Source organism: Pseudomonas sp. S2_A05, assembly GCF_054668485.1.
Genome location: NZ_CP162775.1, coordinates 2704362 through 2729192, shown reverse-complemented (window position 1 = coordinate 2729192; position 24831 = coordinate 2704362). Strand labels below are relative to the sequence as shown.

Sequence of the window (24831 nt, the reverse complement as noted above, 5' to 3'; positions counted from 1 at the left end):
AGGCTCGCTCCCACAGAGATTGTGTGAATTGCACAAGGTCTTTTGTGGGAGCGAGCCTGCTCGCGAAGGAGCCATCCCGGACAAAGGAAATATTCAATGATGCCAGTAGACGCCCCTCAACCCGTCGCCACCTCGGCCATCACGATAGACGATGCCCGCCAGCGCTTTGCGCAGTGGCGCGAGGGCAAGGCCGGCAAGGTGCTGGCGGTTTCGGTGATCGGCGACAGCTACACCGCCGGGCAGGATTTCTACCTGAACAAACTGGTGCAGCGAGTGGCCGCCGAGGTGGGTTTTGCCGGCCCCGGTTACGTCGGTTTCAACCACGGCGCGGCGCTGGGCGGCACGCATTTCAAATACACCCGCAGCAGCGACAAATACTTCGGCGGCGGCTGGAAGGTTTCCGACCTGGGCCAGGCCAGCCCGGACAGTCGCACGATCAGCGGCAAGCCGGGTGCCTGGGTGCAAGTCGATGCCAGCCCTTCGCCGCGCATCGATACCACGGTCACTCAGGCGAAACTGTTGTATCTGGGCAACGGCGAATCCGATGAGTTGCGCTATCGCTGGTCGCCCGCGCAAGACTGGCAACCGTTGAAACTCGCAGGCTCAGGCGTTCAGGAAGTCGCGCTAGCGGGCGCACCTTCAGCCGCAGACTGGTCATTCAGACTGGAAGTGGTGAAGGGCGCGCCGACACTGTTCGGCCTGTGGCTGGGTAACCATCAGCAGGGCGTGCGAGTGTCGAAACTGGCGGCCTCCGGCGCGGCATCGGCGGATTTCTATCACGCCGATCCGCAGTGGCAGACGCAATGGAAAGCTGTGGTGTCGAAGATTCCGGCCGACGTGTACCTGATCATGCTCGGCGGCAACGATCAGGGCTTCGGCGTCAAACCTGCGCAGTACCTGCAGAACGTTCAGGGCCTGGTGAGCATGCTGCGCGAGATCCAGCCAGCGGCGAGCATCAACCTGATCATGCGTCAGGACACCACGCGCTCCAGCGCTTATCCGATGTCGGCCTACGCGCAGGTGCTCGAACCGTGGGCGCGTGAGCAGCAGCTCGGTTTTGCCAACCTGCAATGCGCGTTCGGCCCCGACGTCAAACGCTACGCCAGCGCGATGATCGGCCCGGACAGGATTCATCCGTTGCCGGCCACGGGCGGGAAGGTGATTGCCGATTATTTTTATGGCTGGATAACTGGTACGAGTACCGGTTGCGACGACTCGCCACCATGATCGTTCCCACGCGGAGCGTGGGAACGATCAATGCTGACTGTGCCGCCGCTTTCGCGAGCAGGCTCGCTCCCACAATGGATCGGCGTGAAGCCCGGGTGATCAGGCGTCGTGCTTGAAGGCGTCGATGAGCCCCAGCAGTTCGTCAAGCTTGCGCGGCATCAACCGCGCATCACAGCGCGTCTCGACGTTAATGATGATCGCCGGATCATTGCAGCAGATGCGCACGCGAAAACGCCAGTCGCTGAAGATCACTTTCAGGCCATCGCGGTCATCCATTTCCAGCGCCTGTTCGCCATACAACGCCTTCAGGTGCGCGAGCAGCGGATAGGGATCACGCAGCGGCCGGCGAATATCGCCGGACGCAGGGAACACGCCGATCCGCTCCACCAGCAGAATCGTGCCCAGCCAGGTCTCGTTGGCGCTGGGCAGCGGTTGATGGCGCGACAACCAGCTCATCACCCCGAGGTTGCCCACCTCACGTTCAATCTCTGTCGAATGTTGTGCAATGTTCATGGTTGCCTGCCTTTGGTGGTGGGGAGCCGTCTCAGCGGCCCTTGAGGTACACGTTGTCGTAGCAGAAGTTGGTCGCCTGCAAGTAACCCTCGGCATCGCCGCAATCGAAGCGCAGGCCTTTGAATTTGTAGGCCAGCACGCAGCCGTTCTGCGCCTGTTTCATCAGTGCGTCGGTGATCTGGATTTCGCCGCCCTTGCCCGGTTCGGTGTCGGCAATCAGGTCGAAGATGTCCGGGGTGAGGATGTAGCGCCCGATGATCGCCAGGTTCGACGGCGCGTCCTGCGGCGCCGGTTTTTCCACCATGTTGTTGACCCGGTAGATGCCCTCGGAAATCAGCTCACCGGCAATCACGCCGTACTTGTGAGTCTGGTCGGCCGGGACTTCCTGGATGGCGACGATCGAGCAGCGGAATTTCCTGTACAGCTGGATCATCTGCGACAGCACGCCGTCGCCTTCGAGGTTCAGGCACAGGTCGTCAGCCAGCACCACGGCAAACGGCTCGTCGCCAATCAATGGGCGGCCGCTGAGGATCGCATGCCCAAGGCCTTTCATTTCCACCTGACGGGTGTAGGAGAAGGTGCAGGTGTCGATCAGCTCGCGGGTGCCGGCGAGGAATTTCTCTTTCTCGGTGCCGCGAATCTGGTGCTCGAGTTCGTAGCTGATGTCGAAGTGGTCTTCCAGCGCGCGCTTGCCCCGGCCGGTGACGATGGCCATGTGTTGCAGGCCGGCGTCCCGTGCTTCTTCAACGGCGTATTCGATCAACGGCTTGTTGACGATCGGCAGCATCTCTTTCGGCATGGCTTTGGTCGCCGGCAAGAAACGCGTGCCGTAGCCGGCAGCGGGGAACAAACATTTACGAATCATAAAAGTATCCTGGACAGTCATGGAACACAGGCGACGGTTGCGCGCCACAAAGTGGCGGCAAGTTTCAATGATTATTGAAGGCTTACTTTAATACCCGAGTCAGGTTGTTGCTGGCAATTAGTTGTGCTGTTAAAAAGCGCTAATGTTATGAGATGTCGACTACTTGGTTGTAAGTTATTTTTAGTCGGTATCTGTCGATAGTGATAAGTATCCAGGGAGTGCTAATAAGTACCCGTCAAACAGTTTGACCGGCAAAAATAATTATTGCCAGTGGTTGAACTAAATTTGTTTGAGGTTGTTGTCGCCCTGTTTGTGTGAATTGCTCCGCATATCCACCAGGCATGGCTTGACACGCTACCGGGTATTTATTCAATGACGGACCGCGCTATGAAGATTCTGGTAACGGGTGGTGCCGGCTATATCGGCTCGCATACCACACTTGCATTGCTTGAAGCAGGTTATGAAGTTGTCGTTCTGGATAATCTTTGTAACAGCAGCGACGCAGCACTTCACGCCGTTGAGGCCATTTGCGGAAAAAGTGCATGGATGATTCGCGGCGACGTCTGCGATCGCGCGTTGCTGGATCGTATTTTCCGCGAACATCAGATCGACGCCGTGCTGCATTTCGCCGGGCTGAAAGCCGTGGGCGAGAGTGTGCGCAAGCCGCTCGAATACTACGAAACCAACGTCGGCGGCAGCATCACCCTGTGCCAGGCGATGGCGGCGGCGGGGGTGTTCCGGCTGGTGTTCAGTTCCTCGGCAACGGTGTACGGCGAGCCCGAAGAGATGCCGATTCGCGAGGATTTTCCGACGGGCAATCCGACCAATCCCTACGGCCAATCCAAGCTGATCGTCGAGAACGTGCTGCGCGACCTGAGCCTCGCCGAGCCGCGCTGGAGTATCGCGCTGCTGCGCTATTTCAATCCGATCGGCGCTCACGCCAGCGGGCACATGGGCGAAGACCCCAACGGCATCCCGAACAATCTGGTGCCGTATATCAGCCAGGTTGCGGTCGGCAGCCTGCGCGAGCTGTCGATCTTCGGTAACGATTACCCGACCGCCGATGGCACCGGCGTGCGCGATTACATTCATGTCGTCGATCTGGCGGATGGGCATTTGAAAGCGTTGCAGTCGATCAGCGAGCGCACCGGCATTCACACCTGGAACCTCGGCACCGGCGACGGCTACAGCGTGCTGCAAGTGCTGCATGCCTTCGAACAGGCCTGCGGGCGGCCGGTGCCGTACCGGATGATGCCGCGCCGCGCCGGTGATATCGCCCAGAGTTTTGCCGATGCTTCGAAAGCGGCGAAAGAACTCGGCTGGAAAGCCACGCGCAACTTGCAGGACATGGTTGCCGACACTTGGCGCTGGCAGTCGAATCATCCCAATGGTTATTCAGGGTGATGGCCATTTAGTCCGATGTTAGTTTCAGTCAGGTTGTTAGATAACGTCGGGAAATTACACTGGCAATGCCTTTTGCAAGTCCGTAGATATAAACCTGCCGTTCGACTTTAGCAGTTACACAGGACTGTGAAAGAACAACGGATCTTGTTCGCGCTCTTTGCGGACTTGAAAGCTACCAGCTCTGACACAGATCTGTTTTTTAACAGTTCGAATGTTAGAAAGGAGTTGTTATGAAAAAAGTGATGGCAGTTGCCCTGTTGACGATGTTGAGCAACTGGGCTGCCGCCGCTGAAGCGCCGTTGACAGCGGTAACCAATGTAGGTGGCAGTGTGGCGGCTTCGCAAGCGCCCGCGGCCAGTACTGCAATGGTTGCCAGTGCTGTAGCGGCGTCCAACAGCGGTGGCAGTGCCAACGGCGGTACCACCGGTACGACGGGTACCACCGGTACAACCGGCACGCATAACTAACAGGAACATTTGTTAGTGCAGTACAGAGTCGCCCGACGCAAGTCGGGTGACTTTGTTTTTTGGATTCGCCCTTGAATAGCGTAGTGCCATTATGACTCGTAGTGTTTATCTTTTAATGTTGGCAAGTCTCGCTTTGCAAGGTTGCATGTTTTCCCCCGGCCAGTACCTGAGCACCAGCGATATCACCCGCCAGGGTGCCAGCGAAAGCAGTCGGGTCGAGCTGATTCCGATCACCCCGAAGCTGATCGCCATGAACCGCGCCACGCAGAAGCGTGAGTCGCTGCCGACGGAGCTGCTGGTGACGCCGGCGGAATATCGCATCGGCAACAATGACGTGCTGTACATCACCGTCTGGGATCACCCGGAGCTGACTGCCCCCTCCGGCGCGCAACAACAGATTGATGCCAACGGCCGACTGGTGCGCTCCGATGGCACGCTGTATTACCCGTTCATCAAGGAAGTCCGGGCCGCCGGCCGGACCATCCAGCAACTGCGCGCGGACATCGAACAACGCCTGTCGGCATTCATCGCCGAGCCGCAGGTCGACGTTGCAGTATTGCGCTTTGCCAGTCAGAAAGTCGTGGTCACCGGCGCCGTCACGAAGGCCGGCCCGCAAGCGATTTCGACCAATCCGCTGAGCGTGGTCGAGGCCCTCGGTTCCGCTGGCATCGACACCAATAACGCCGACTTGTCGGGCCTGCTGCTGACGCGCAACGGGCGGGTGTATCCGCTCAATCTCGACTCGCTCAATCAGCAGGATTCCGAACTGCAGAACGTCTACCTCAAGGGCGGCGATCAGCTGTATCTGCCGTACAACGACAACAAGCGCATCTACGTCATGGGCGAGGTCAACCAGCCGCGCGCGCTGAGCTTCAAGACCGCGACCATGAATCTTTCCGACGTGCTCGGTTCGGTCGGTGGCCTGAGTCAGACCAGCTCCAACGGCAACGCGGTCTATGTCATTCGCGGTGTGGAAAACCTCGACGTCGAGCCGGCGAAGATCTATCAGCTTGAAGCCGAATCACCGACCGCCATGGCGCTGGCTTCGCACTTCCAGGTGCGGCCACAGGATGTGGTCTACGTCGGCCCGGCCAACGTCACTCGCTGGAACCGTTTCATCAGCCAGTTGGTGCCGTCGGCGTCGATTGTCGGCACCGGGGCTTCGGCAGCGAAGAACTGGAGCGAATACAGCAACAACAGCAAATAAGGCCGCCCGACTGTGAACCTATTGAAAGTGGGCGTCTGCCTGATGGCGGCCTCGTTGCTGTGCGGCTGCAATCCTCTGATGAGCGCATCGCTGAACAACCTCAAGGCCGCCGTCGTCGGCCCCGACGAGGTTGATGTGACAGCAGCTGAGGTCGCCGGGGTCAACTACCCGCAACTGAAACTGACCACACCGTCCGGCTCAGGCGTGCTGGCGCTGGTGCGCGAGCGCGAAGACCTGCAATTCTGGGTCGCCTCCGGCAAGCAGGTTTTGCTGCTGCGCGATGGCCTCGCCGTGCGCAGCATCGGCCTCGGCCTGCAAGGTGATCTGGATGGCACGCGGCTGGCCGATGACTCGCCGTTCAAGCACGGTCTGCATCACGTCGTCGACGGTTTCACCACACGGCGCTGGATCGATCTGTACAAGGGCCGGGAAGTCGGCGTGATCGTCAACAGCCGCTTTTCGCGCCGTTCCACCGAGACCCTGGAGATTCTCGACAAGGCTTACTCGGTGCTGCGCGTCGATGAACAGATTGACGCGCCAGCCATCGGCCTCAGCGCGACCAACCGTTACTGGGTCGACCCGCGCGACGGTTTCATTCTGCAGAGCGAGCAACAACTGACCTCGCAATTGCGCGTGAAGCTGGTGCAATTGACTCTGACCGCAGGCATCTGCCGTGAAGCGCTTAAGCCTAATCGCGGCGGGTCTTTTCCTGATCGCTGGGGCGAGTCAGGCCGCCGTCACTGTGTCCGGCGACGTCGCCAATCCCGGTCCGATCGCGTTGCCGCCGGGTGGACGCCTGTTCGATGTGATCAGCGAAGCCGTGCCCAATGCCGAAGGCTATTGGCTGGCGGGCGGCTTGTTGCGCCAGTCGCTGGTCGAGGAACAGACGCGGCTCAAGGTCGGCGTGCTGTTCGATCTCGAGGTGCTGCAACGCATGGCGACGCTGTTCGATCGGCCAAGCCGCGCGGCACTGGCGCAGCGCATTGCCGAAGAGGTTCGACAAATGCCAGTGACCGGACGGCAGATCGCTGACCTCGATCCGGTGGCGGTGGAAGTCGGCTTCGCGCGCAACATTCGTCTGGATGACGGCGATCGGCTGATCTATCCGAAACGGGTTGATGAAGTGCAGGTGTTGGGCGCGGTCACCGAGCCGTGCCACCTGCCGTACCAGCCATTGCAGGAGGCCCGCGAATACCTGGAAGGCTGCTCGATTCTCGACGATGCCGAGGCCGATTACCTGTGGCTGATCCAGCCCAACGGCGTGTCGCGGCGCGTCGGCATCGCGCACTGGAATCGCGAGAGCGGGCAGTTTCCGGTGGCCGGCAGCAGGATTCTGGTGCCGATAAAAAATGATGATCTTGATCCGCCTCTTCCTGAATTGAATCAGCAGTTGGCCGAATTCATTGCCACGCAGCTGGCCGAGGTGGTTCGTTGAAGTTACGTTTTGCAGCTGTGTTGTTATTGCCCTGCGGTCTGGCCCACGCCGAGCCGCGCATCACCCAGAATGACTTCGGTGGCACCGGTCTGTTGCAGACGCCGACGGCGCGCATGGCCCCGGCCGGCGAGCTGAGCATCAACGCCAACCGCACCGACCCGTACAGCCGCTACAGCGTGTCGTTGCAGCCGCTGGACTGGCTCGAAGGTTCGTTTCGCTACACCGCGATCACCAACCGGCCCTACGGCTCGGAGGCCCTCAGCGGCAGTCAAAGCTACAAGGACAAGGCGGTCGACGCCAAAGTGCGCCTGTGGCAGGAAAGCCACTGGGCGCCGGAAGTGGCGCTGGGCTTTCGAGATATTGGTGGTACCGGTTTGTTCTCCAGCGAATTCTTCGTCGCCAACAAGCGCTTCGACAATTTCGATTTCAGCGCCGGCATCGCCTGGGGCTACATCGGTAATCGCGGCGACTTCGACAACCCGCTGGGCTACGTCAGCAATCGCTTCGATACGCGACCGGCGCTGGAAGGCACCGGCGACGTCAACTCCGGCTCGTACTTTCGCGGCAAGCCTTCACTGTTCGGTGGCGTGAGCTACCAGACGCCGTGGGATCGGCTGAGCCTGAAGCTGGAATTCGAAGGCAACGACTACAAGAACGAGCCGAAGGACAACGAGATCAAACAGGACTCGCCGATCAACCTTGGCGCGGTGTTCAAGGTGACCGATTCGATCGATCTGAGCGCTGCCTGGGAACGGGGCAATACGGCGATGTTCGGCGTGACGTTTCACACCAATTTCGTCAGCCGCAAAGCGCCGGCCAAGACTTACGATCCGACTCCCGAACCGCTGCCGGCGAAGGCGCCGACGACCTCGATGGAACAGGTCAACTGGGCCGATGTGTCGCGGCGTTTGCAGCAGAACGCCGGGTACAAGGTCGAGCGCATCAGTCAGCGCGATTCCGAACTGATCGTCTACGGCGAGCAGCAGCGGTATTTCCATTCGTCCAAAGCCGTTGGCCGCGCGAGCCGGATTCTCGACAACAGCGTCAACGACGACATCGACTGGTTCACCGTGGTCAACAAGCGCTATGACTTGCCGCTGGAAGAAACCAGCCTGCCACGCCAGACCTTCCGTGAAGTGATCAACAACGAAGAACCCTTGGAGTCGCTGCATCGCACCACCGAAATCAACCCGGCGATGCCGCACAACGAGACAACCCTCTACACCGAAGCGCCGCAGCATTTCAGCTATGGCGTGGGTCTAGGCTTCAAGCAAAACGTCGGCGGCCCGGATGGTTTGCTCTATCAATTCAGTGCGGATGCGGACGCTGAATATCGCTTCAACCGCAACACCTGGTGGAGCGGTTTGCTCAGCGCCAATCTGGTCAACAACTTCGACAAATTCGTCTACGACGCGCCGAGCGGATTGCCCCGCGTGCGCACGGATTTGCGCCAGTACCTGACCACGTCAAACACGACCATGCCGTTGTTCCAGCTCAGCCATGCCGAGCAGTTGGATAAAGACCTATACGGCATGGTGTACGGCGGCTATCTGGAGTCGATGTTTGCCGGCGTTGGCGCGGAAGTGTTGTTCCGCCCGACCGGCGAACGCTGGTCGCTGGGCGCGGATCTGAACTGGGTGCGCCAGCGTGATTTCGATCAGGGCTTTGCCTTGCGCGATTACTCAGTGGTGACCGGGCATATCACCGGCTATACCGATCTGCCGTTCGACACGCTGGCGGCGGTCAGTGTTGGTCGCTATCTGGCCGGAGACTGGGGAACCACCGTGGACATCTCCCGTGAGTTCTTCAACGGCGTGCGCGTCGGAGCCTGGGCGACCATCACCACGGCCAGCAGCGCGGAATATGGCGAAGGTAGTTTCGACAAAGGCCTGTATCTGTCGATCCCGTTCGACGAAATGATGAGCATGTCGACCATGCGCCGCGCCAACCTGGTCTGGGCGCCACTGACCCGAGATGGCGGCGCCAGACTGAGCCGCAGCTATCAACTGCACTCGATGACGGATAGCCGGGAAGGGGACATGTTCTATCGCAACTTCGAGAAGATTACCGAGTAGGCGCTGGTCTGTGGGAGCGAGCCTGCTCGCGAATGGTCCGGCACATCCAATATCTCCAGTGCCTGACACACCGCTTTCGCGAGCAGGCTCGCTCCCACAGTTGATCGGCGTCACGCCACACATCCAGGTCATCACCCGAATCCCTGTGGGAGCGAGCCTGCTCGCGATGGTCCGGCACATCCAACATCTCCATCGCCTGACACGACGCTATCGCGAGCAGGCTCACTCCTACACTTGATCGGCGTCACGCCACACATCCAGGTCATCACCCGAATCCCTGTGGGAGCGAGCTTGCTCGCGATAGCTTCGTGTCAGCCGACATCGTCATTGACTGACCCACCGCCATCGCGAGCAGGCTCACTCCTACAGTTGATCGGCGTCACGCCACACCTCCTGGTCATCACTCGAATCCCTGTGGGAGCGAGCCTGCTCGCGAATGGTCCGGCACATCCAACATCGCCATCGCCTGACACACCGCTTTCGCGAGCAGGCTCGCTCCCACAGGGGGCGCACCGGTAATCGATACTGGTTACTCAAATCCCGCCCACAAAAAGGGGACTTTCGTCCCCTTGTGATCTGCAGCGCTGAGCCTCAGTAAATATCCTTCGACAACAACGTAAACGGCGTCTTCACGAGGATCTTCAGATCCAGCCACAACGACCAACTGTTGATGTACTGCAGGTCGATCTCGACACGCTTCTGCATCTTGTCGATGGTGTCGGTCTCACCCCGGCAGCCGCTGATCTGTGCCAGGCCAGTGATGCCCGGTTTGATTCGGTGACGCGCCATGTAAGCGAGAATCTTGCCCGAGTAGTAATTGTTGTGCGCCACCGCATGCGGCCGTGGCCCCACCAGCGCCATGTGCCCCTGCAACACGTTGAACAACTGCGGCAACTCGTCCAGCGAAGTGCGGCGGATAAAACGGCCTACTGCGGTAATGCGCGAGTCATTGCGGCTGGCCTGTTTCACTTCGCGGTCATCGTGGACACGCATCGAGCGGAATTTCCAGACCTTGATCACCTTGCCGTTCCAGCCATGGCGGTCCTGCTTGAAAAACACCGGGCCGGGCGAGTTGATTTTCACCGCCAGAGCGATGATCAACAGCAGCGGACTGAGCGCAATGATCGCCAGGAACGCCACGGTTTTCTCAACCAGACTCTTGCTCAGAGCAGCGGTCGGGCGGCTGGTCAGCGGGCTTTCGTTCAGGTAAATCGCCGGCAGGCCGTCCACGACTTTCACCGAATGGTTGAGCAGGGTCAGGCTGTTCAAGTCCGGCACCCACACCACATCGACGTTGGCGCCGAGCAAATCGACATACATCGCTTCGATTTTCGCGGCTTCGCACAGGGGCAGGGTGATGTACAAACGACGGATGTCGTGGGCCTCGATCAGCTCAAGCAACTCGTCCTGAGCACCAACGACACGCGGTGCGTCGGAAGCGAGGACCGGTTTGTCACCGTTGCTGACCAAGCCAATCAGCGGCAGGTTTTCCAGTTGGCTCAGCTTTTTCGCCAGGCCCAACGCCAGTTCGCCGGTGCCGACAATCAGCGTCCGGTGTTCGCTTTTACGCGAACGCTGGTAGTACTTGGAAAATGCATGCAGCGGCGCGTAGAGGAACGCCTGACCGAGGAAACCGTACACCGCCCAGCTCAGAATCACCTGACGTGAAAACAGCTCATCGGCCTGGCAGACAAACGCGATGCACGCCAGCGCGGCCATGGTCATCGACCAGCCCATGAACAAGCGGCCGAGGCCGGTCAGGTAGTTGTCGCGTTTGCGATAAACGCCGCTGAATGTGTAAGCCGGCACCGAAGCCAGGACGGCGAGGGTGGCGCACATTCGGTAGTAGAACGCGACGGTGCCGGTGTGCTGTTCAGCGAGGATGAACAGCAGCGTCACAACGAAAGCCTGTGCCAGCGCCCATTGGCCCCAAAAGGTCAGTCCCTTGAGGCCCGTGCTTCGATTAATACTGAGAGAAAGATCCATACGATATCCCCAAAAGACGTCCATTCAGGTTTCAACAGTTGAAAGCCGAGTTGTTATGCAGACTTATTGTTTTTGTTTTAGCGAGTGTCTTGAGGTAACAACATCGAGAGCCGAACTGTCGTCAGCCAATAGACTAAGTTATTGCCGGGAATGGTGTCTGACGAGTTCTAACAAGATGGCACAGTGCCAACTTTTTAATAATTAAATAGATGGCTGTTAGAAAAGGTCGTAGAGCGGGGGATGAAAAGGCGAGGGGATATTTGTTACTGTTGCAGGGTGGAGGCAGGGAAGCTTTTATTGAATCAGGGAGGGAAAACCAGACAGAGTGCTCTTCTTGTTGTTGTAGTCGCACTTTATATCTGTTTGTCTCGGTTTTAGTGGCGCCGGTGATTACGCTACGACTTCTTGAATCAGGCAATATCCGCGATTTCTTACGGCTCGGAACAATCGCTCGCCATTACTTGCGTTCTTGAATTTATCCTGCAATCGACTCAGGCACATTTCCAGGCCACGGTATTGCTCGGGTTCCCGGCCAATGCTGATGATCAAGTCATCACGACTGACCACGCGCTCTTCATGGGTCAGCATTTTTCTGACCAGAGCGGTTTCCAGGCCAGTCAGGCTGATCGCAACATTGTCCTTGAGTAGAACACCTTGTTCATCGTCAAGATGCCAAGTGTCGCTGCAAGGCTCAGTGCTCTCGCTGACATTGGAGATATGAGCGCGTTCTGCACTGCGGGTCGGGAAGCTTTGAAACGGATTGTCTGTCTGCGCGGCTCGCCATTCATTTTCGAGAGTGGCCAGTATGCGTTGAGTATCATGCTCGATACTGCGCGCAACATTCTTTCGGCTGAGGCTTGGGTAACTGAACTCCATGACCATCGGGGCGGAAGAGGGCGAAGCAACACCTTCAACAAACATTTGTGCCTGCGACGTGCCAAACGAATTGAAACGCTCACTGGACAAGATGCTTTCCAGTTCACGTTGCGACGTTGTGCTGTGCGTCACAACAACAAAATATTTTCTGGGGAGGGTTGTACTCGTTTCCATGTCTCTCTCCTAAATACACACCAAAATTGGCTAAAAGATAAATCGGCAGGCGAGCAATGACTTCCTCGGAAGTAATCGTAGGCAGGGTTCTGGCCGAAAATGGCCATCGATAAATTCCACTCGATCTGCTGCTATGTTATGGAGTTTTATTGTTATGTGGCGTGATGCCGTGCTCATTCAAGTGCTTGAGTTTTAATAAGTATGAGGCGCAATTGGAACGATATGGCTGCATCAGACGATCCTTCGTACGTATGCAAAAGGGAAGACTGCCCGAGACTCAGGCAGTCGATATCAGGCCCCGCATCAGGCGATAGCCGTAGCCGCGGATGCTCTGAATCGCGTTTGTACCATACATGTCCTTGATTTTTCCACGCAAGCGACTGATTGATTTTTCCAGTGCCCGAGGATCGTAGAAATTGCTGTTGAGGCCCATGATGCTGGCGATTTCATCATGACTCAGAATGTGATTGCCGGTGTGCGCAAAGGCCTCGAGGATCTTCATCTCGGCGAAAGAGATATCTAGTTTGCGCCGACTGTCCATCAGGCAGATCCGCGTCGGATCAAGCGTGAGATTGATATCTCGTTGCCAGTCTTCGCTGTTGAAGAACTCCGCGAGCAAGTCTTCGCTGTCATCGCTCAATGTGTTGAGCTTGATACAGGCATCCGCCCCGGCGAGAAAATACTTGATCTTGTTGACGGCACCGCGGCCGGTGACAATTGCGCAAATAAGCGGCTTCAAGTTGTCATCGCGCAGGTTCTGCACCAGGGCCAGATTTTCTTCGATGGCTTGTGGATTATCGATGATGACGAAAATGGCGCGGTAGGAACCGATGTAACCGTGCTGCTTATATGAACTAGTGAAAGCACCTGTTTCCAGAGTCATATCGGGCTGCACGTGCTTTGCGATCAGCGATCTCAAATGATCAGCCACACCCAGTGTACGACCCAGCGCAAGAACACCGGATTCATCATTTGTCGGGCGCGGACTTCTCGTCGCCAAGTTCCCTGAGAGCATCATGCGTTGACTCGAATTAGGTGCTGACATCGGGATGTTAAAGCACCGGTTCTCATCTGTGACTGACAATTGGTAACATTTACGCGGATTTTAGACGTGTCTCCCGAGTTTTCTAACAATAACTAAGCTTTTCAGGCTTTTAGTTGATTTTCTCGGGCTTGTGAACTAATGGATAAGTGATGGCTATATGCAATGGTGCCACTATTTTGAGCTTATGGCGATGGCTTTGTCTATGTCCTTTTGCCATTGATTGGCCATGCCAACAATGTGTGAAGTTGATCACACTTCATATCTGAACTGAAATATTTTTAGTAATAGATGTAAATTTTTTCAGTTTAGTTCGTCGGCCGACGATTACTAACATGACTTGAGTGTGGCAGTCCGTTAAATCTATTCTTCGAAATCAAAGGATCGCGGCCTTCGGCAGCTTCTACATGGAAATGCATTCCACATGTAGGAGCTGTCGAAGGCTGCGATCTCTTTAGATCTTCATATGCGCCAATTGTGTAACTCGGATACTCAACCCCTGAGTGTTATTGACTGGTCGCTCACCCTGAGTGCTCTGACGGAGGATTAATGGATTTCTGGACCCTTTTCCAGGTATTGATATTAGGCGCGGTTGAAGGCCTGACCGAGTTTTTGCCCATCTCGAGTACCGGCCACCAGATTATTGTCGCCGACCTGCTCGAGTTTGGCGGCGAACGCGCGATGGCGTTCAACATCATTATTCAACTGGGGGCCATTCTTGCTGTGGTCTGGGAGTTTCGTCCGAAGATCTTCGATATCGTCAAAGGCCTGCCCACCGAGCGCAACGCGCAACGTTTCACCCTTAATCTGCTGATCGCGTTTTTCCCGGCCGTTATCCTCGGCGTGTTATTCGCCGACGCGATTCATGAATACCTGTTCAACCCGATCACCGTTGCCGTCGCCCTGGTTGTCGGCGGCATCGTCATGTTATGGGCCGAACAGCGCAGCCATGTAGTCAGCGTCGAACATGTCGACGACATGCGCTGGTCTCACGCGTTGAAGGTCGGTTTCGTACAGTGCCTGGCGATGATTCCCGGCACCTCACGCTCCGGCTCGACCATCATCGGCGGTCTGCTCTTCGGCCTCTCGCGCAAAGCCGCCACCGAGTTCTCGTTCTTCCTCGCCATGCCGACCATGGTTGGCGCTGCCGTGTACTCCGGCTACAAATACCGCGACCTGTTCCAACCCAACGACCTGCCTGTCTTCGCCCTCGGCTTCGTCACCGCCTTCATCTTCGCGATGATCGCAGTGCGTGGCCTGCTCAAATTTATCGCCAACCACAGCTATGCCGCGTTCGCCTGGTATCGGATCGCGTTTGGTTTGTTGATTCTGGCGACGTGGCTGTTTGGCTGGGTCAACTGGACCGCCGCAGCGGCCGCCTGATCACTGAGCGCTGATCAACGCCGCCACGGCGAGATCGTTTAACGTCGAATCCGCCGACTCCTGACGAAAGCGCTGCAAGGCCGAGGTGAAATATGCGGCCTGCAGCATGCCGTCGCTGGCCAGATAGAGTCGCGCGTCTTCTTGCTCCTCGGCGGAGTAAACACGCTTGTGACTGTCGGTCGTTTCCTGGCTAGACGAAATAGGTGCGAGGATCAAAGACACCAAAGTGAAGCCGGAAAGCTGCGTCACCTCCCACGGCGTATCGGTACGGCCCATGCAAAAGCCATCGCAGTGCGCATAAACGTTGGAGGTGAAGCTGAACAAAGCGAGGAGGGTGAAACGCTTGAAACCTGAACAAGTAAACGCGGGCATAAACGAAAGACATCCTGTCAGTACATCAAAACACCGGGCAACGCTCATGCGTCGCCCGCACGCTCAATCCATCAATCAACGACCTTCAAGCAACTCAGCCGCCTGATCCAGCAACGCCAGCGGATCCTTGGCCTTGTGAATATCCACCGACAACAACTGACGGAATTTCCGCGCCCCGGGGAAACCGGTGCCCAGGCCCAGCACATGCCGAGTGATGTGATGCATCGCCCCACCGGCCAGCAGATGTTCGGCGATATACGGCCGCAACTGCGCCAACGCCTCAGCCCGACTGATCACCGGCGCGGTACTGCCGAACAGTTGCTGATCGACCTCCGCCAGCAAATACGGATTGTGATAAGCCTCACGCCCCAACATCACGCCATCGAACGTCTGCAGATGCTCATGGCAGGCCTCCATGGTCTTGATCCCGCCATTCAGCACAATCTCCAGCTCCGGAAAATCCGCCTTCAGCTGCGCCGCGACGTCATAGCGCAACGGCGGAATGTCACGATTCTCCTTCGGCGACAACCCCTCCAGAATCGCAATCCGCGCATGCACGGTAAAACTCGTGCAGCCGGCATCCCGCACAGTACCGACGAAATCACACAGCTCAGCGTAACTGTCCCGACCGTTGATCCCGATGCGATGCTTCACCGTTACCGGAATCGACACCGCATCACGCATCGCCTTCACACAATCCGCCACCAACTGCGGATGCCCCATCAGGCAGGCGCCGATCATGTTGTTTTGCACACGATCGCTCGGGCAGCCGACGTTCAGGTTTACCTCGTCGTAACCGTGTTCCTGAGCCATGCGCGCGCAGGCGGCGAGATCGAGCGGAACACTACCACCGAGCTGCAACGCCAGCGGGTGCTCGGCTTCGTTGTGACGCAGGAAACGTTCGTGATCGCCGTTGAGCAGAGCGCCGGTGGTGACCATTTCGGTGTAGAGCAGGGCGTTCTTCGACAGGAGGCGTAGGAAGAAACGGCAATGGCGGTCCGTCCAATCCATCATGGGTGCCACACTGAAGCGGCGAGACGGCTCAGGCATGGATTTTACTGGGCTGAAGCTCTGATTCTGGACCATTTTACTCAACGTGTTTTCGGCGTGCTTTTGGGCGTTTTCAAGGGTGTTCAGCATCTGGTTGGTACGATGTACCAATTCGAAGCCAATGCGTACCACTTTCGTTTATGGCAGCTGTCAGGACATGAAAACTGGCGGATGGCAGCATGCGCTACACCGCATCCGGCGGAATGGAGTGCAAGTCTACCAAGACAGCCACATTTTCGCCCCGGAAACGGACTACGCGATCTGGATTGCTGGCAGAGGATCTTGATAGCTCCAGCAACTTCATCGAGCAGGTGCTCCGGCGTCAGATGGGGATTGCCTCTATTGAGTCCCGTGCTTGCGCGAGGCCACGACCGGTAGGCGTATTGCCATTCCCACCTGGTAAAGGATTGAGTCGCCAAGCGTTTGAATGCGCATTTTCAGCCCCCGTTTCACGCCGATAGCGATGTGCCACAAATCATGATGGCAATGCGTCATCACGCCGCTCAAAAAGTTCAACGATTATACAAAAATATAAAGTTGTACAAGTTTTCCCAAAATTAATAGCATCCCTCCAGACACCTTTGCTGAAACGATAAATCCAGCCTGCATATGCTCTGTTGCGACGTGATGGGTTTGTCTGCCGGTGCTCGCGTCGGGTTGTTTTCGACGCTTCAACAGCATCGGCATTTGCATTTCAGGGACCGCTGGAGCGTCCCGTACTACGCCCTGGATGACGACCCCCGAATGTCTGGACGGTGACTGTGGTTACCGGAGATCAATTTTTTTGTGCCTGGCGTTTCGCGTCAGGACGTTTGAGGCTGAATATGGCAGTAGCATCGAATTTCCTCGGTGACATCAAAGTTTCCCGCAAGCTGGGAACCGGCTTCGGCATTCTTCTGCTGGCCGTTTTGGCGGTTGCCTTCATTGGCTATAACAGCAACAGCGTGCTGGTTGATCGCTTGAGTACGACGCGTCTGATCGGCACGTTGAATGACGCTACGCAAAATATGCGTCTGTCCGAGAAACAGTACGAAGCCGCCGCTGACGCAGCCTTCGCCGAGTCCTATAACGCGCAGTTGAATGTCTTGCAGGGCCTTGTGGGCAAGGCGCTGGATACACTGACCCGCGCTGAAAACCAGCAAGCCTTGAAGGCTTTGCAAACCACGATTGTTGCCTACGACCAGAAGGTCAAACGGCTGATCGCTGCCGATCAGTCGACCACCGATGCGCTGAAACCGCTGACGGCGCTGTCGGACAAGTACGCGCAAACTTTTGCCGGCATGCTTGAAGGCACCACGACCAGTGCCTTGGCGTCTGCCGATGGTGAACGCGTTCGGGAGCTGCGCACGGTGGCCGATTTGCGCAATGGCATGACCACTTTTCGCCTGATGTTGCGTCGTTACATCGCGGTGCCCAACGACGTGAACAAAAAACTGCTGATGGAAACCATCGATAGCTTCTTGAGTGATATCAGCAAGGCGCGCACCAGCCTGCCGACGGCGCTGTCGAGCCAACTGGAAGAAGCCCACTCCGGCATGCGGCGTTATCGCGAAGTATTGGTGGAAGTGGCCGGGCTGTTTGAGCAGAAGCAGAACATGCGCGAGCAGGTCGACCAGGAAAGCAAGGCGATGGACAAGATCATGAGTGGCCTGATGGACACCCAGCAGCGCCTTGCGCATGAGGATCAGCATTCGGCTTTTATTCAGATGGCGGTATTGACTGCGTTGGCGCTGGTGATCGGGCTGTTGGCTTCGGTGGTTATCTCGCGCCAGATCACTGCGCCGCTAGCGCTGACGGTTGATCTGGCACGACGGATTGCCAAAGGCGACCTGACGGTCCAGGCCAGGTCTGCGCGCAAAGATGAGTTGGGCGATCTGCAAAATGCGATGCAGGAGATGGCGCAGAACCTGAACACGCTGGTGCAAGGTATCGGCAATGGCGTCACGCAGATTTCCACCTCTGCGGAAAAGCTCTCGGCCATGAGCGAGCAGACCAGCGCAGGTGTACGTCAGCAAAAAAGTGAAGTGGATCAAGTTGCCACGGCGATGCACGAAATGGCTTCGACGGTGCAGGAAGTTGCGCGTAACACCACCGATGCCTCCGCTGCCGCGACCCTCGCCGATCAGCAGGCGCGCCACGGCAGCACGGTGGTCAAGCAGGCGACGGTGCAGATCAGCGAACTTGCCATGGCCATTGAAGAGTTGGGCGGTGCGATGAATGTGCTGACTCAGGACAGCGAGCAGATCGGCAAAGTCATCGATGTGATCAAAGCCGTCGCCGAGCAGACCAACCTGCTCGCGTTGAACGCCGCTATCGAAGCCGCGCGGGCGGGTGAGCAGGGTCGTGGTTTTGCTGTGGTAGCAGACGAAGTGCGCTCGCTGGCACAGCGCACGCAGGACTCGACCAAGGAAATCGAAGCGCTGATCGTCACCCTGCAACAAGGCACGCAAGCGGCCGCGACGCTGATGACCTCAAGCCGCGAGCGCACCCTCGATACGGTGGTACTGGCGCAGAAGGCCGAATTGGCGATTACCGAGATCAATCAGTCCATCGGTACGATCCAGGAGATGAGTCTGCAGATCTCGGCCGCCGCCGAGCAGCAAAGTGCCGTGGCCGACGAAATCAACCGCAGCATTGTCAGTGTGCGTGATGTGGCTGACCAGTCGGCTGTCGCCAGCGAAGAAAGTGCGGCGGCGACGATCGAATTGGCGTCCCTGGGGCAGGACCTGCAGCGAATGACCGCGCATTTCCGCACCTGATCTTTTCAACTTGGCGCACGCGGTGCCTTCAACTATTCAGGCGCCGCAGGGCTACAGTTATTGCCTTGTTTGCAGATAACTAAGGCCAGCAGCTGTTTTATTTATCGCCATGGAAGGTTGCACGCCGTCATCAGGTGGTTCATGACCGACTTTCCAAAATCATTCGCGTCTCCCGGTGGCTGCCAGGGCTGTAGGAACAAAGGTGTGCCAGAGATGGATTTCGCCTTCGCTTTCCAGCCCATTGTGGATCTGCGCGATCAAACGACGTTTGCCCATGAAGCGTTGGTTCGCGGCGTAAACGGTGAAGGCGCCTTGTCTGTCCTGGAGCAGGTGGACGATCAGAACCGTTATCGATTCGATCAACTGTGTCGAGTGCGGGCGATTTCCACGGCGGCTGACTTGGGCATGACGCAGTACCTGTCGATCAACTTTCTGCCGAATGCCGTTTACCGGCCGGAGATGTGTATTCGCAGCACGCTGGAAGCGGCGCGCACATACGGCTTTCCGCTGGAGCGGCTGATCTTCGAGGCTGTGGAAGGCGAGCACGTCGAAAGCAACAAACACTTGATGAATATCTTGCGTGAGTATCGTGAGTTTGGTTTCAAGACGGCCATCGACGACTTTGGCGCAGGCTATTCCGGCCTTAACTTGTTGGCGGATTTTCAACCGGACCTGATCAAGCTGGATATGGCGCTGATCCGCAATATTCACCGTGACCGCGTACGCCAGACGATCGTGCGCAACGTGGTGAACATGTGCAGAGAGCTGGGCGTGGAAGTGATCGCTGAGGGCATAGAAAGTGCCGAGGAAAGAGACTTTCTCGCCGATTGCGGCATTTACCTGATGCAAGGCTACTGGTTCGCCAGGCCCTCGTTCAAATCGTTGGCGCAGATCTCGACGAGTGCGTGGCTGGGGAGATCATCCAATCCGCGCTCTTATGCAAAACATTGACAGCCACCAACACTGGCTGCCGTGAGTGCCATGCGCCTGAATGCCGGTTGTTCTGCGGTCACGGGGTGCGTCGGGTTTCCAGCAACGTAAATAGGCCCATGCCTGCGAGCATCGCCAATACGAAAACGATTGCCTGCCAGTGGCCCGTCAACAGGATGGTCACCGCCGGGCCGGGGCAGATGCCGGCTATCCCCAAACCGACGCCGAACAGCAGGCCGGCCAGGAATGCATTCAGTTTGAGCACGTTCAGATTCCCAACACCGCGTGCATTGAGCGAACCGTTCCCTCAACGCGCGCGGTGGCCGGGTTCAGTGGCTTATTGCGGCACCGCTATCCACTCACTCAACGTCTGCTGATACTTGCCAGTGACCTTGCTCAAATGCAGCCACTGATCGACATACACTTTCCAACTCATGTCATCACGCGGCAGCAAGTAAGCCTTCTCCCCGTACTGCATGTACTTATGCGGATTCACTGCGCACAACCCCGGTTTGAGTTTCTGCTGATACAGCGCTTCCGAGGCGTCGGTGATCATCACGTCGGCTTTGTTGTCGAGCAGTTGCTGGAAGATCGTCACGTTGTCGTGCAGGGCCAGTTGCGCTTTGGGCAGGAAGGCGTGGACGAAGGCTTCGTTGGTGCCGCCGGCAGGTTCCACCAGGCGCACGTTGGGCTGGTTGATCTGGTCGATGGTCTGGTATTTGGACTGGTCGGCGCAGCGCACCAGCGGGATTTTGCCGTCGGTATCGAGGGTGTTGCTGAAGTAGGCTTTTTTCTGCCGTTCCAATGTGACCGAGATGCCCCCCATGCCAATGTCGCATTTGCCGGCCTGCATGTCGGGCATCAGGTTTTTCCAGGTGGTCTGCACCCATTGCACCTTGACGCCGAGACTGTCGGCCAGGGAGCGGGCCATGCTGATGTCGATGCCTTCGAAGTCGCCGTCGCTGCGCTTGAAGGTGTAGGGCTTGTAGTCGCCGGTGGTGCAGACGCGCAACTGGCCTTGTTGCTGAATGCTGTCGAGGTGAGACGAGGCCGGGTCGGCGTGAGCGCCAGTCGCCAGGGTCAGCAGGCCGCCGAGGATCATCGTGCTTTTTAGTGTTGTCATTGAGATCGGGCTTCTGAAAGGGAAGGTGGCCCAGTGTAGTGAAAGCCTTCCACGGGTGTCATCCCGGGTCCGGACTCAATGTGCCGAGCCACGCCACCAGCGCCACGATCAACAGGGCAAGGGCCAGCTCCATCACCACACTGCGCCGCAGCGCGTTCGCGGCGATGAGGTGCTGGCCGTCGCGCAGCGATCGTTGCAGTGACGGTCCAAGATGAAAGCGGTTCAACGCAGCCAGCACCAGCATCACGGCGAACGCCAGCACCTTGATCGCCAGCAGCAGCCCGTAAGTGCCGAACAGCACTCCGTCGAGCCTTGGGCCGACGATGAAAAGATAATTCATCACGCCGGTGACCGACACCGTCAGCACGATCACAGCGCCCACCCATTCGAAGCGTTTCACTGCATCGGCTATCAAGCGAAGGCGTGTATCACCGATCCGCCCGCTCACCATCAACACCAGCGCCAGCAAGGCACCCAACCACGCTCCCGCCGCAAGCAAGTGCAAGATGTCGCTGAGAAAGTGCCAGAACCGCAGCCATCCTTCGTCCATCGCGCCATGCCCGCTCCACGCCAGCGAAGCGAGAGCAATGGCGCCTGCCAACGACGCTGGCCACAGACCCGGCCGGATCACCACGATGGCCAGCGCTGTCATCCGCAGTGCCCACGCCAGGCCGACGTCCGTTTCCAACACCATCATCTGCAGGTGCGGCCACAACGCCGCGAGCTGTGTTTCGCCACTCATGGCGCGGGTCATCAGCACCAGCCCGGCCACTGACAGCAATGCCCCTGTCACTGCCATGCCCCGCAATAACCGACGGAACTGCAGCAACGTGTTAAAGCTGTACAAGCCAAACAACGCCAGCCCGAACAACAGCAGCAAATCCACATACAAGGCGAACCGCAGGATGATGTTGAGCAGGTCCGCCATTGTTCACTTCACTTTGAACGTGACGTTACCGGTGATCGGGTGCGTGTCTGCGGACACCGCGCGCCACTGCACCTGATAGGTGCCGGCAGGCAGCGGGGCGAGCGGGGTGATCAGCATGGTTTTCGGATCGCTGCTGGCGCTGACTTTGGCTTTCATCGGCATCGGCGAGTGAGCCATGCCACCCATTTCGGTCATTACCAGTTTGGCCCCGGAGAATTGCGTGACCAGGTTCTCGGAAAAGTGCAGCTCGATCCTGCCCGGCGCGGCGCCTTCCGCGCCTTCGGCTGGCGTTGACGAAAGCAGTTTCGGATGGGCCTGGGCGAGGGTGCTCAGGAGCAATCCGCTGGCGAATATCAGGGGCAGGGTTAATGTGCGCATGCAAGGTCTCCGATTTGTTTTTTTAGAAGAATTCAGAACCACAGCCTGACCCCGAGGACGAGGCGCGCCTCACTGCGATCCTCGTCTTCTTCGCGGGCGTAGTCGGCGGTGTTGCCGTAAGTGCGATTCCACGTCACGCCGATATAAGGCGCGAATTCGCGGCGGATTTCATAACGCAACCGCAGGCCCGCCTCGGTATTGGACAACCCTGAGCCGATGCCTCGCTGCGGATCGTTTTTGCCATAGATGTTGAGTTCTGCGGTCGGCTGCAGGATCAGGCGATTGGTCAGCAGGATGTCGTAGTCGCCCTCCAGGCGTACCGCACTCTGGCCGCCCTCGCCGAGGAAAGCCGTGGCTTCGGCCTCGAAGTTGTACAGCGCCATGCCTTGCACGCCGAACGCGGCCCAGGTTTGCGGTGCGCCGGGTTTAAAGTCCTGACGCACGCCGCTGACCACGTCCCACCATGGTGAAATCGCGTGGCCCCATAGCGCTTGAATTTCCGCGTCTTCAGTCTTGCCGTTGTTGCGCTCGCCTTCAGAGCGCAGCCACAGCCGATCGGTATCCCCACCGATCCAGCCGGACAGGTCCCAGGCCAAAGCGCTGCCGTCATCGGCGTTCTGCCATTCGAGTTTGTCGGCAAGAAAGTAACTGTTTATAACGCTGTCATGCACCTGATGACCGCCGGGGCTGGTGAACACCGCAGCGCGGTCGGCGTCGGTCACGGGCGGAATCGGCGTGCGGCTTTCGCTCGGCGCGGCGGGCTGCATCATGCCGTCGTCCATGCTTTGCATTGCCGAATGATCCATCCCGGGCATCTGGCTGTGATCCATACCGTGCATGGCGTCGGCGGCCATGGCTGAGGTGCCGGCGAGCAGCAGCGGAAACACGCTGAGTCGAGTCATGATGGACCTCTTCATTCTTCCACCCGCACTTCGCGGAACATGCCCGTTTCCATGTGATAAAGCAGATGACAGTGATAGGCCCAGCGGCCGAGGGCGTCGGCGGTGACGCGATAGCTGCGGCGGCTGCCGGGCGGCATGTCGATGGTATGTTTGCGCACCTGAAAGTTGCCGTTTTCGTCTTCCAGATCGCTCCACATCCCGTGAAGGTGGATCGGGTGGGTCATCATGGTGTCGTTGACCAGCACCAAGCGGATGCGCTCGCCGTATTTCAGCCGTAAAGGCTCGGCATTGGAGAATTTGATGCCGTTGAACGACCAGGCGAATTTCTCCATGTGGCCGGTCAGGTGCAGCTCTATCGTGCGGCCCGGATCGCGGCCGTCCGGGTCCTCGAAGGTGCTGCGCAGGTCGGCGTAGGTCAGCACTCGGCGGCCGTTGTTGCGCAGGCCGAGGCCTGGGTCGTCAAGCTTTGGCGCGGTGATCATGGCCTGCATGTCCACCAGCGGATTGTTGTTTTCACTGTCGGGATGGGCTTGCATCGGGCCCATGGCGGAGTGATCCATGGTGCTCATGTCCATGCTGCCGTGATCCATGCCGCCCATGCCCATGTCGTCCATGCTCACCAACGGACGCGGATCCAGCGCCGGCACTGCTGCCGACATGCCGGCGCGTGTGGCGAGAGTGCCACGGGCGTAGCCAGTGCGATCCATCGCTTGAGCGAAGAGGGTATAGGCCTCGCTTTCAGGTTCGACGATCACGTCATAGGTCTCGGCCACTGCGATACGCAGTTCATCGACGCTGACCGGTTTGACGTACAGGCCATCGGCAGCCACCACCGTCATTTTCAGTCCCGGAATGCGCACATCGAAATAGGTCATGGCCGAGCCGTTGATCAGGCGCAGGCGCAGTTTTTCGCCGGGACGGAACAGCCAGGTGAAGTTGTCATCGGGGGCCTGGCCGTTGATCAAAAAGGTATACGTGGCGCCACTGACGTCGGCAATGTCGGTGGGATTCATGTTCATTTGCGCCCACATCTTGCGATCGGCGACCGTGGCGCCCCAGCCTTTTTCACTGACATCGTCGATAAAATCGCCGACGGTGCGTTTGTGGAAGTTGTAGTAGTCGGACTGTTTTTTCAGGGTCTTAATCAGGCTGGCCGGGTCTTCGTCGGTCCAGTCGCTGAGCATCACCACGTAGTCGCGATCGTACTGGAACGGCTCCGGCTCTTTGGCCTCAATGACCAGCGGCCCGTAGACGCCGGCCTGCTCCTGTAAGCCGGAATGGCTGTGATACCAGTAGGTGCCGTGCTGCCGGACCTTGAATTGGTAGACATACACGCCGCCCGGTTCAATGCCGTGGAAGCTCAGGCCCGGTACGCCGTCCATGTTCGCCGGCAGGAGAATGCCGTGCCAGTGAATCGAGGTGTCAGCCGTGAGCCGGTTTCGCACCCGCAGCGTCACGGTATCGCCTTCGCGCCAGCGCAACAGCGGGCCGGGCAGGCTGCCGTTGATGGTCATCGCCGTGCGTGCGGAACCCGTGAAATTGACCGGAGTTTCGCCGATGAACAACTCGAATTCGTTGCCGCTCAGTTCGTTGAGGGGGGCGGCGCCGTTCAGCGCCCAGACCGGTGTACGCCACAGCCCGAGGCCTGCGAGCACGCTGCCAGCGGCCAGGCCTTTGACAAAGGTACGTCTTGTTGGAGTGGAAGGCATGCGCTGGAAATCCCCGTCTGACTCAT

General features: G+C 58.1%; 21 protein-coding genes and 4 pseudogenes. 12 read left to right on the top strand and 13 right to left on the bottom strand.

Features of this window, described 5'->3' with window-relative positions:
- Positions 1 to 96: 96 nt before the first annotated feature.
- Complete coding sequence (locus tag AB4O12_RS12410) at positions 97 to 1227, top strand: SGNH/GDSL hydrolase family protein (RefSeq protein WP_406226865.1); 1131 nt, start codon at positions 97 to 99, stop codon at positions 1225 to 1227.
- Between the two features lie 99 nt (positions 1228 to 1326).
- Here AB4O12_RS12410 and AB4O12_RS12405 read toward each other — a convergent pair whose 3' ends face one another.
- Together AB4O12_RS12405 and galU are read right to left on the bottom strand one after the other, a co-directional pair.
- Complete coding sequence (locus AB4O12_RS12405) at positions 1327 to 1740, bottom strand: mannose-1-phosphate guanylyltransferase (protein ID WP_016770593.1); 414 nt, start codon at positions 1738 to 1740, stop codon at positions 1327 to 1329.
- A 31-nt stretch (positions 1741 to 1771) separates the two neighbouring features.
- Complete coding sequence (gene galU, locus AB4O12_RS12400; protein ID WP_041477294.1) at positions 1772 to 2605, bottom strand: UTP--glucose-1-phosphate uridylyltransferase GalU; 834 nt, start codon at positions 2603 to 2605, stop codon at positions 1772 to 1774.
- A 387-nt stretch (positions 2606 to 2992) separates the two neighbouring features.
- Between galU and galE the strand changes: the two genes are divergently transcribed.
- From galE to AB4O12_RS12370, 6 genes and pseudogenes are all read left to right on the top strand, one after another.
- Positions 2993 to 4009: a UDP-glucose 4-epimerase GalE gene (gene galE / locus AB4O12_RS12395; RefSeq protein WP_460062161.1), complete on the top strand. Its 1017-nt coding sequence runs from the start codon at positions 2993 to 2995 to the stop codon at positions 4007 to 4009.
- Positions 4010 to 4239: 230 nt separating this feature from the next.
- Entirely contained in the window at positions 4240 to 4476 is a 237-nt protein-coding gene (locus AB4O12_RS12390) for a hypothetical protein (RefSeq protein WP_016775457.1), read from the top strand.
- 91 nt (positions 4477 to 4567) lie between these two features.
- Entirely contained in the window at positions 4568 to 5683 is a 1116-nt protein-coding gene (locus AB4O12_RS12385) for a polysaccharide biosynthesis/export family protein (protein WP_460062157.1), read from the top strand.
- A gap of 12 nt (positions 5684 to 5695) precedes the next feature.
- Positions 5696 to 6360 (top strand): annotated as a pseudogene (locus AB4O12_RS12380) (YjbF family lipoprotein).
- Complete coding sequence (locus tag AB4O12_RS12375) at positions 6357 to 7118, top strand: capsule biosynthesis GfcC family protein (RefSeq protein ID WP_256810652.1); 762 nt, start codon at positions 6357 to 6359, stop codon at positions 7116 to 7118. The pseudogene AB4O12_RS12380 and the gene AB4O12_RS12375 overlap by 4 nt, the downstream one beginning before the upstream one ends.
- Positions 7115 to 9193 (top strand): YjbH domain-containing protein, encoded by a 2079-nt coding sequence (locus tag AB4O12_RS12370; protein ID WP_460062155.1) that lies wholly within the window; start codon positions 7115 to 7117, stop codon positions 9191 to 9193. Before AB4O12_RS12375 ends, AB4O12_RS12370 begins: the two co-directional genes overlap by 4 nt.
- A 591-nt stretch (positions 9194 to 9784) precedes the next feature.
- Here AB4O12_RS12370 and AB4O12_RS12365 read toward each other — a convergent pair.
- From AB4O12_RS12365 to AB4O12_RS12355, 3 genes are all read right to left on the bottom strand, one after another.
- Entirely contained in the window at positions 9785 to 11179 is a 1395-nt protein-coding gene (locus tag AB4O12_RS12365) for an undecaprenyl-phosphate glucose phosphotransferase (RefSeq protein ID WP_016775452.1), read from the bottom strand.
- Between the two features lie 390 nt (positions 11180 to 11569).
- Positions 11570 to 12229, bottom strand: a complete 660-nt coding sequence (locus tag AB4O12_RS12360) for a winged helix-turn-helix domain-containing protein (RefSeq protein ID WP_460062151.1) — start codon at positions 12227 to 12229, stop codon at positions 11570 to 11572.
- A 277-nt stretch (positions 12230 to 12506) separates the two neighbouring features.
- Positions 12507 to 13247 carry a winged helix-turn-helix domain-containing protein gene (locus AB4O12_RS12355; protein WP_095182403.1) on the bottom strand — a complete coding sequence of 247 codons (741 nt, stop codon included), beginning with the start codon at positions 13245 to 13247 and terminating at the stop codon, positions 12507 to 12509.
- Between the two features lie 573 nt (positions 13248 to 13820).
- Here AB4O12_RS12355 and AB4O12_RS12350 point away from each other — a divergent pair.
- The gene (locus AB4O12_RS12350; RefSeq protein ID WP_252876642.1) at positions 13821 to 14654 is read left to right on the top strand and encodes an undecaprenyl-diphosphate phosphatase; all 834 of its coding nucleotides are present in this window, start codon (positions 13821 to 13823) and stop codon (positions 14652 to 14654) included.
- Here the strand turns inward: AB4O12_RS12350 and AB4O12_RS12345 are convergent, their stop codons facing one another.
- Positions 14655 to 15026 (bottom strand): DUF2388 domain-containing protein, encoded by a 372-nt coding sequence (locus AB4O12_RS12345; protein ID WP_460062148.1) that lies wholly within the window; start codon positions 15024 to 15026, stop codon positions 14655 to 14657.
- Between the two features lie 75 nt (positions 15027 to 15101).
- Positions 15102 to 16076, bottom strand: a complete 975-nt coding sequence (gene dusA / locus AB4O12_RS12340; RefSeq protein WP_460062146.1) for a tRNA dihydrouridine(20/20a) synthase DusA — start codon at positions 16074 to 16076, stop codon at positions 15102 to 15104.
- A gap of 266 nt (positions 16077 to 16342) precedes the next feature.
- Here dusA and AB4O12_RS12335 point away from each other — a divergent pair.
- The 4 genes and pseudogenes from AB4O12_RS12335 to rimA all read left to right on the top strand — a co-directional run.
- A pseudogene (locus AB4O12_RS12335) lies at positions 16343 to 16479 on the top strand (Lrp/AsnC family transcriptional regulator); the annotation flags it as partial.
- A gap of 421 nt (positions 16480 to 16900) precedes the next feature.
- Positions 16901 to 17929 (top strand): annotated as a pseudogene (locus tag AB4O12_RS12330) (methyl-accepting chemotaxis protein); the annotation flags it as partial.
- A 33-nt stretch (positions 17930 to 17962) separates the two neighbouring features.
- Positions 17963 to 18835, top strand: coding sequence for a methyl-accepting chemotaxis protein (locus tag AB4O12_RS12325; RefSeq protein ID WP_370695147.1), 873 nt, complete (start codon positions 17963 to 17965; stop codon positions 18833 to 18835).
- Between the two features lie 141 nt (positions 18836 to 18976).
- The gene (gene rimA / locus AB4O12_RS12320) at positions 18977 to 19786 is read left to right on the top strand and encodes a S6 modification regulatory phosphodiesterase RimA (RefSeq protein ID WP_460062144.1); all 810 of its coding nucleotides are present in this window, start codon (positions 18977 to 18979) and stop codon (positions 19784 to 19786) included.
- Between the two features lie 58 nt (positions 19787 to 19844).
- Here the strand turns inward: rimA and AB4O12_RS12315 are convergent.
- From AB4O12_RS12315 to AB4O12_RS12290, 6 genes and pseudogenes are all read right to left on the bottom strand, one after another.
- A pseudogene (locus AB4O12_RS12315) lies at positions 19845 to 20003 on the bottom strand (DUF6691 family protein); the annotation flags it as partial.
- Between the two features lie 99 nt (positions 20004 to 20102).
- A complete protein-coding gene (locus AB4O12_RS12310; protein ID WP_252886546.1) occupies positions 20103 to 20888 on the bottom strand; it encodes a transporter substrate-binding domain-containing protein in 786 nt (261 codons plus the stop codon).
- A gap of 58 nt (positions 20889 to 20946) precedes the next feature.
- Complete coding sequence (gene copD, locus AB4O12_RS12305) at positions 20947 to 21816, bottom strand: copper homeostasis membrane protein CopD (protein WP_323621292.1); 870 nt, start codon at positions 21814 to 21816, stop codon at positions 20947 to 20949.
- Between the two features lie 3 nt (positions 21817 to 21819).
- On the bottom strand, positions 21820 to 22194 hold the full coding sequence (copC, locus tag AB4O12_RS12300; RefSeq protein ID WP_056791417.1) for a copper homeostasis periplasmic binding protein CopC: 375 nt from the start codon (positions 22192 to 22194) through the stop codon (positions 21820 to 21822).
- Positions 22195 to 22226: 32 nt separating this feature from the next.
- Positions 22227 to 23096, bottom strand: a complete 870-nt coding sequence (locus tag AB4O12_RS12295) for a copper resistance protein B (protein WP_150634852.1) — start codon at positions 23094 to 23096, stop codon at positions 22227 to 22229.
- 11 nt (positions 23097 to 23107) lie between these two features.
- Positions 23108 to 24805, bottom strand: coding sequence for a copper resistance system multicopper oxidase (locus tag AB4O12_RS12290; RefSeq protein ID WP_095182415.1), 1698 nt, complete (start codon positions 24803 to 24805; stop codon positions 23108 to 23110).
- Positions 24806 to 24831 lie beyond the last annotated feature (26 nt).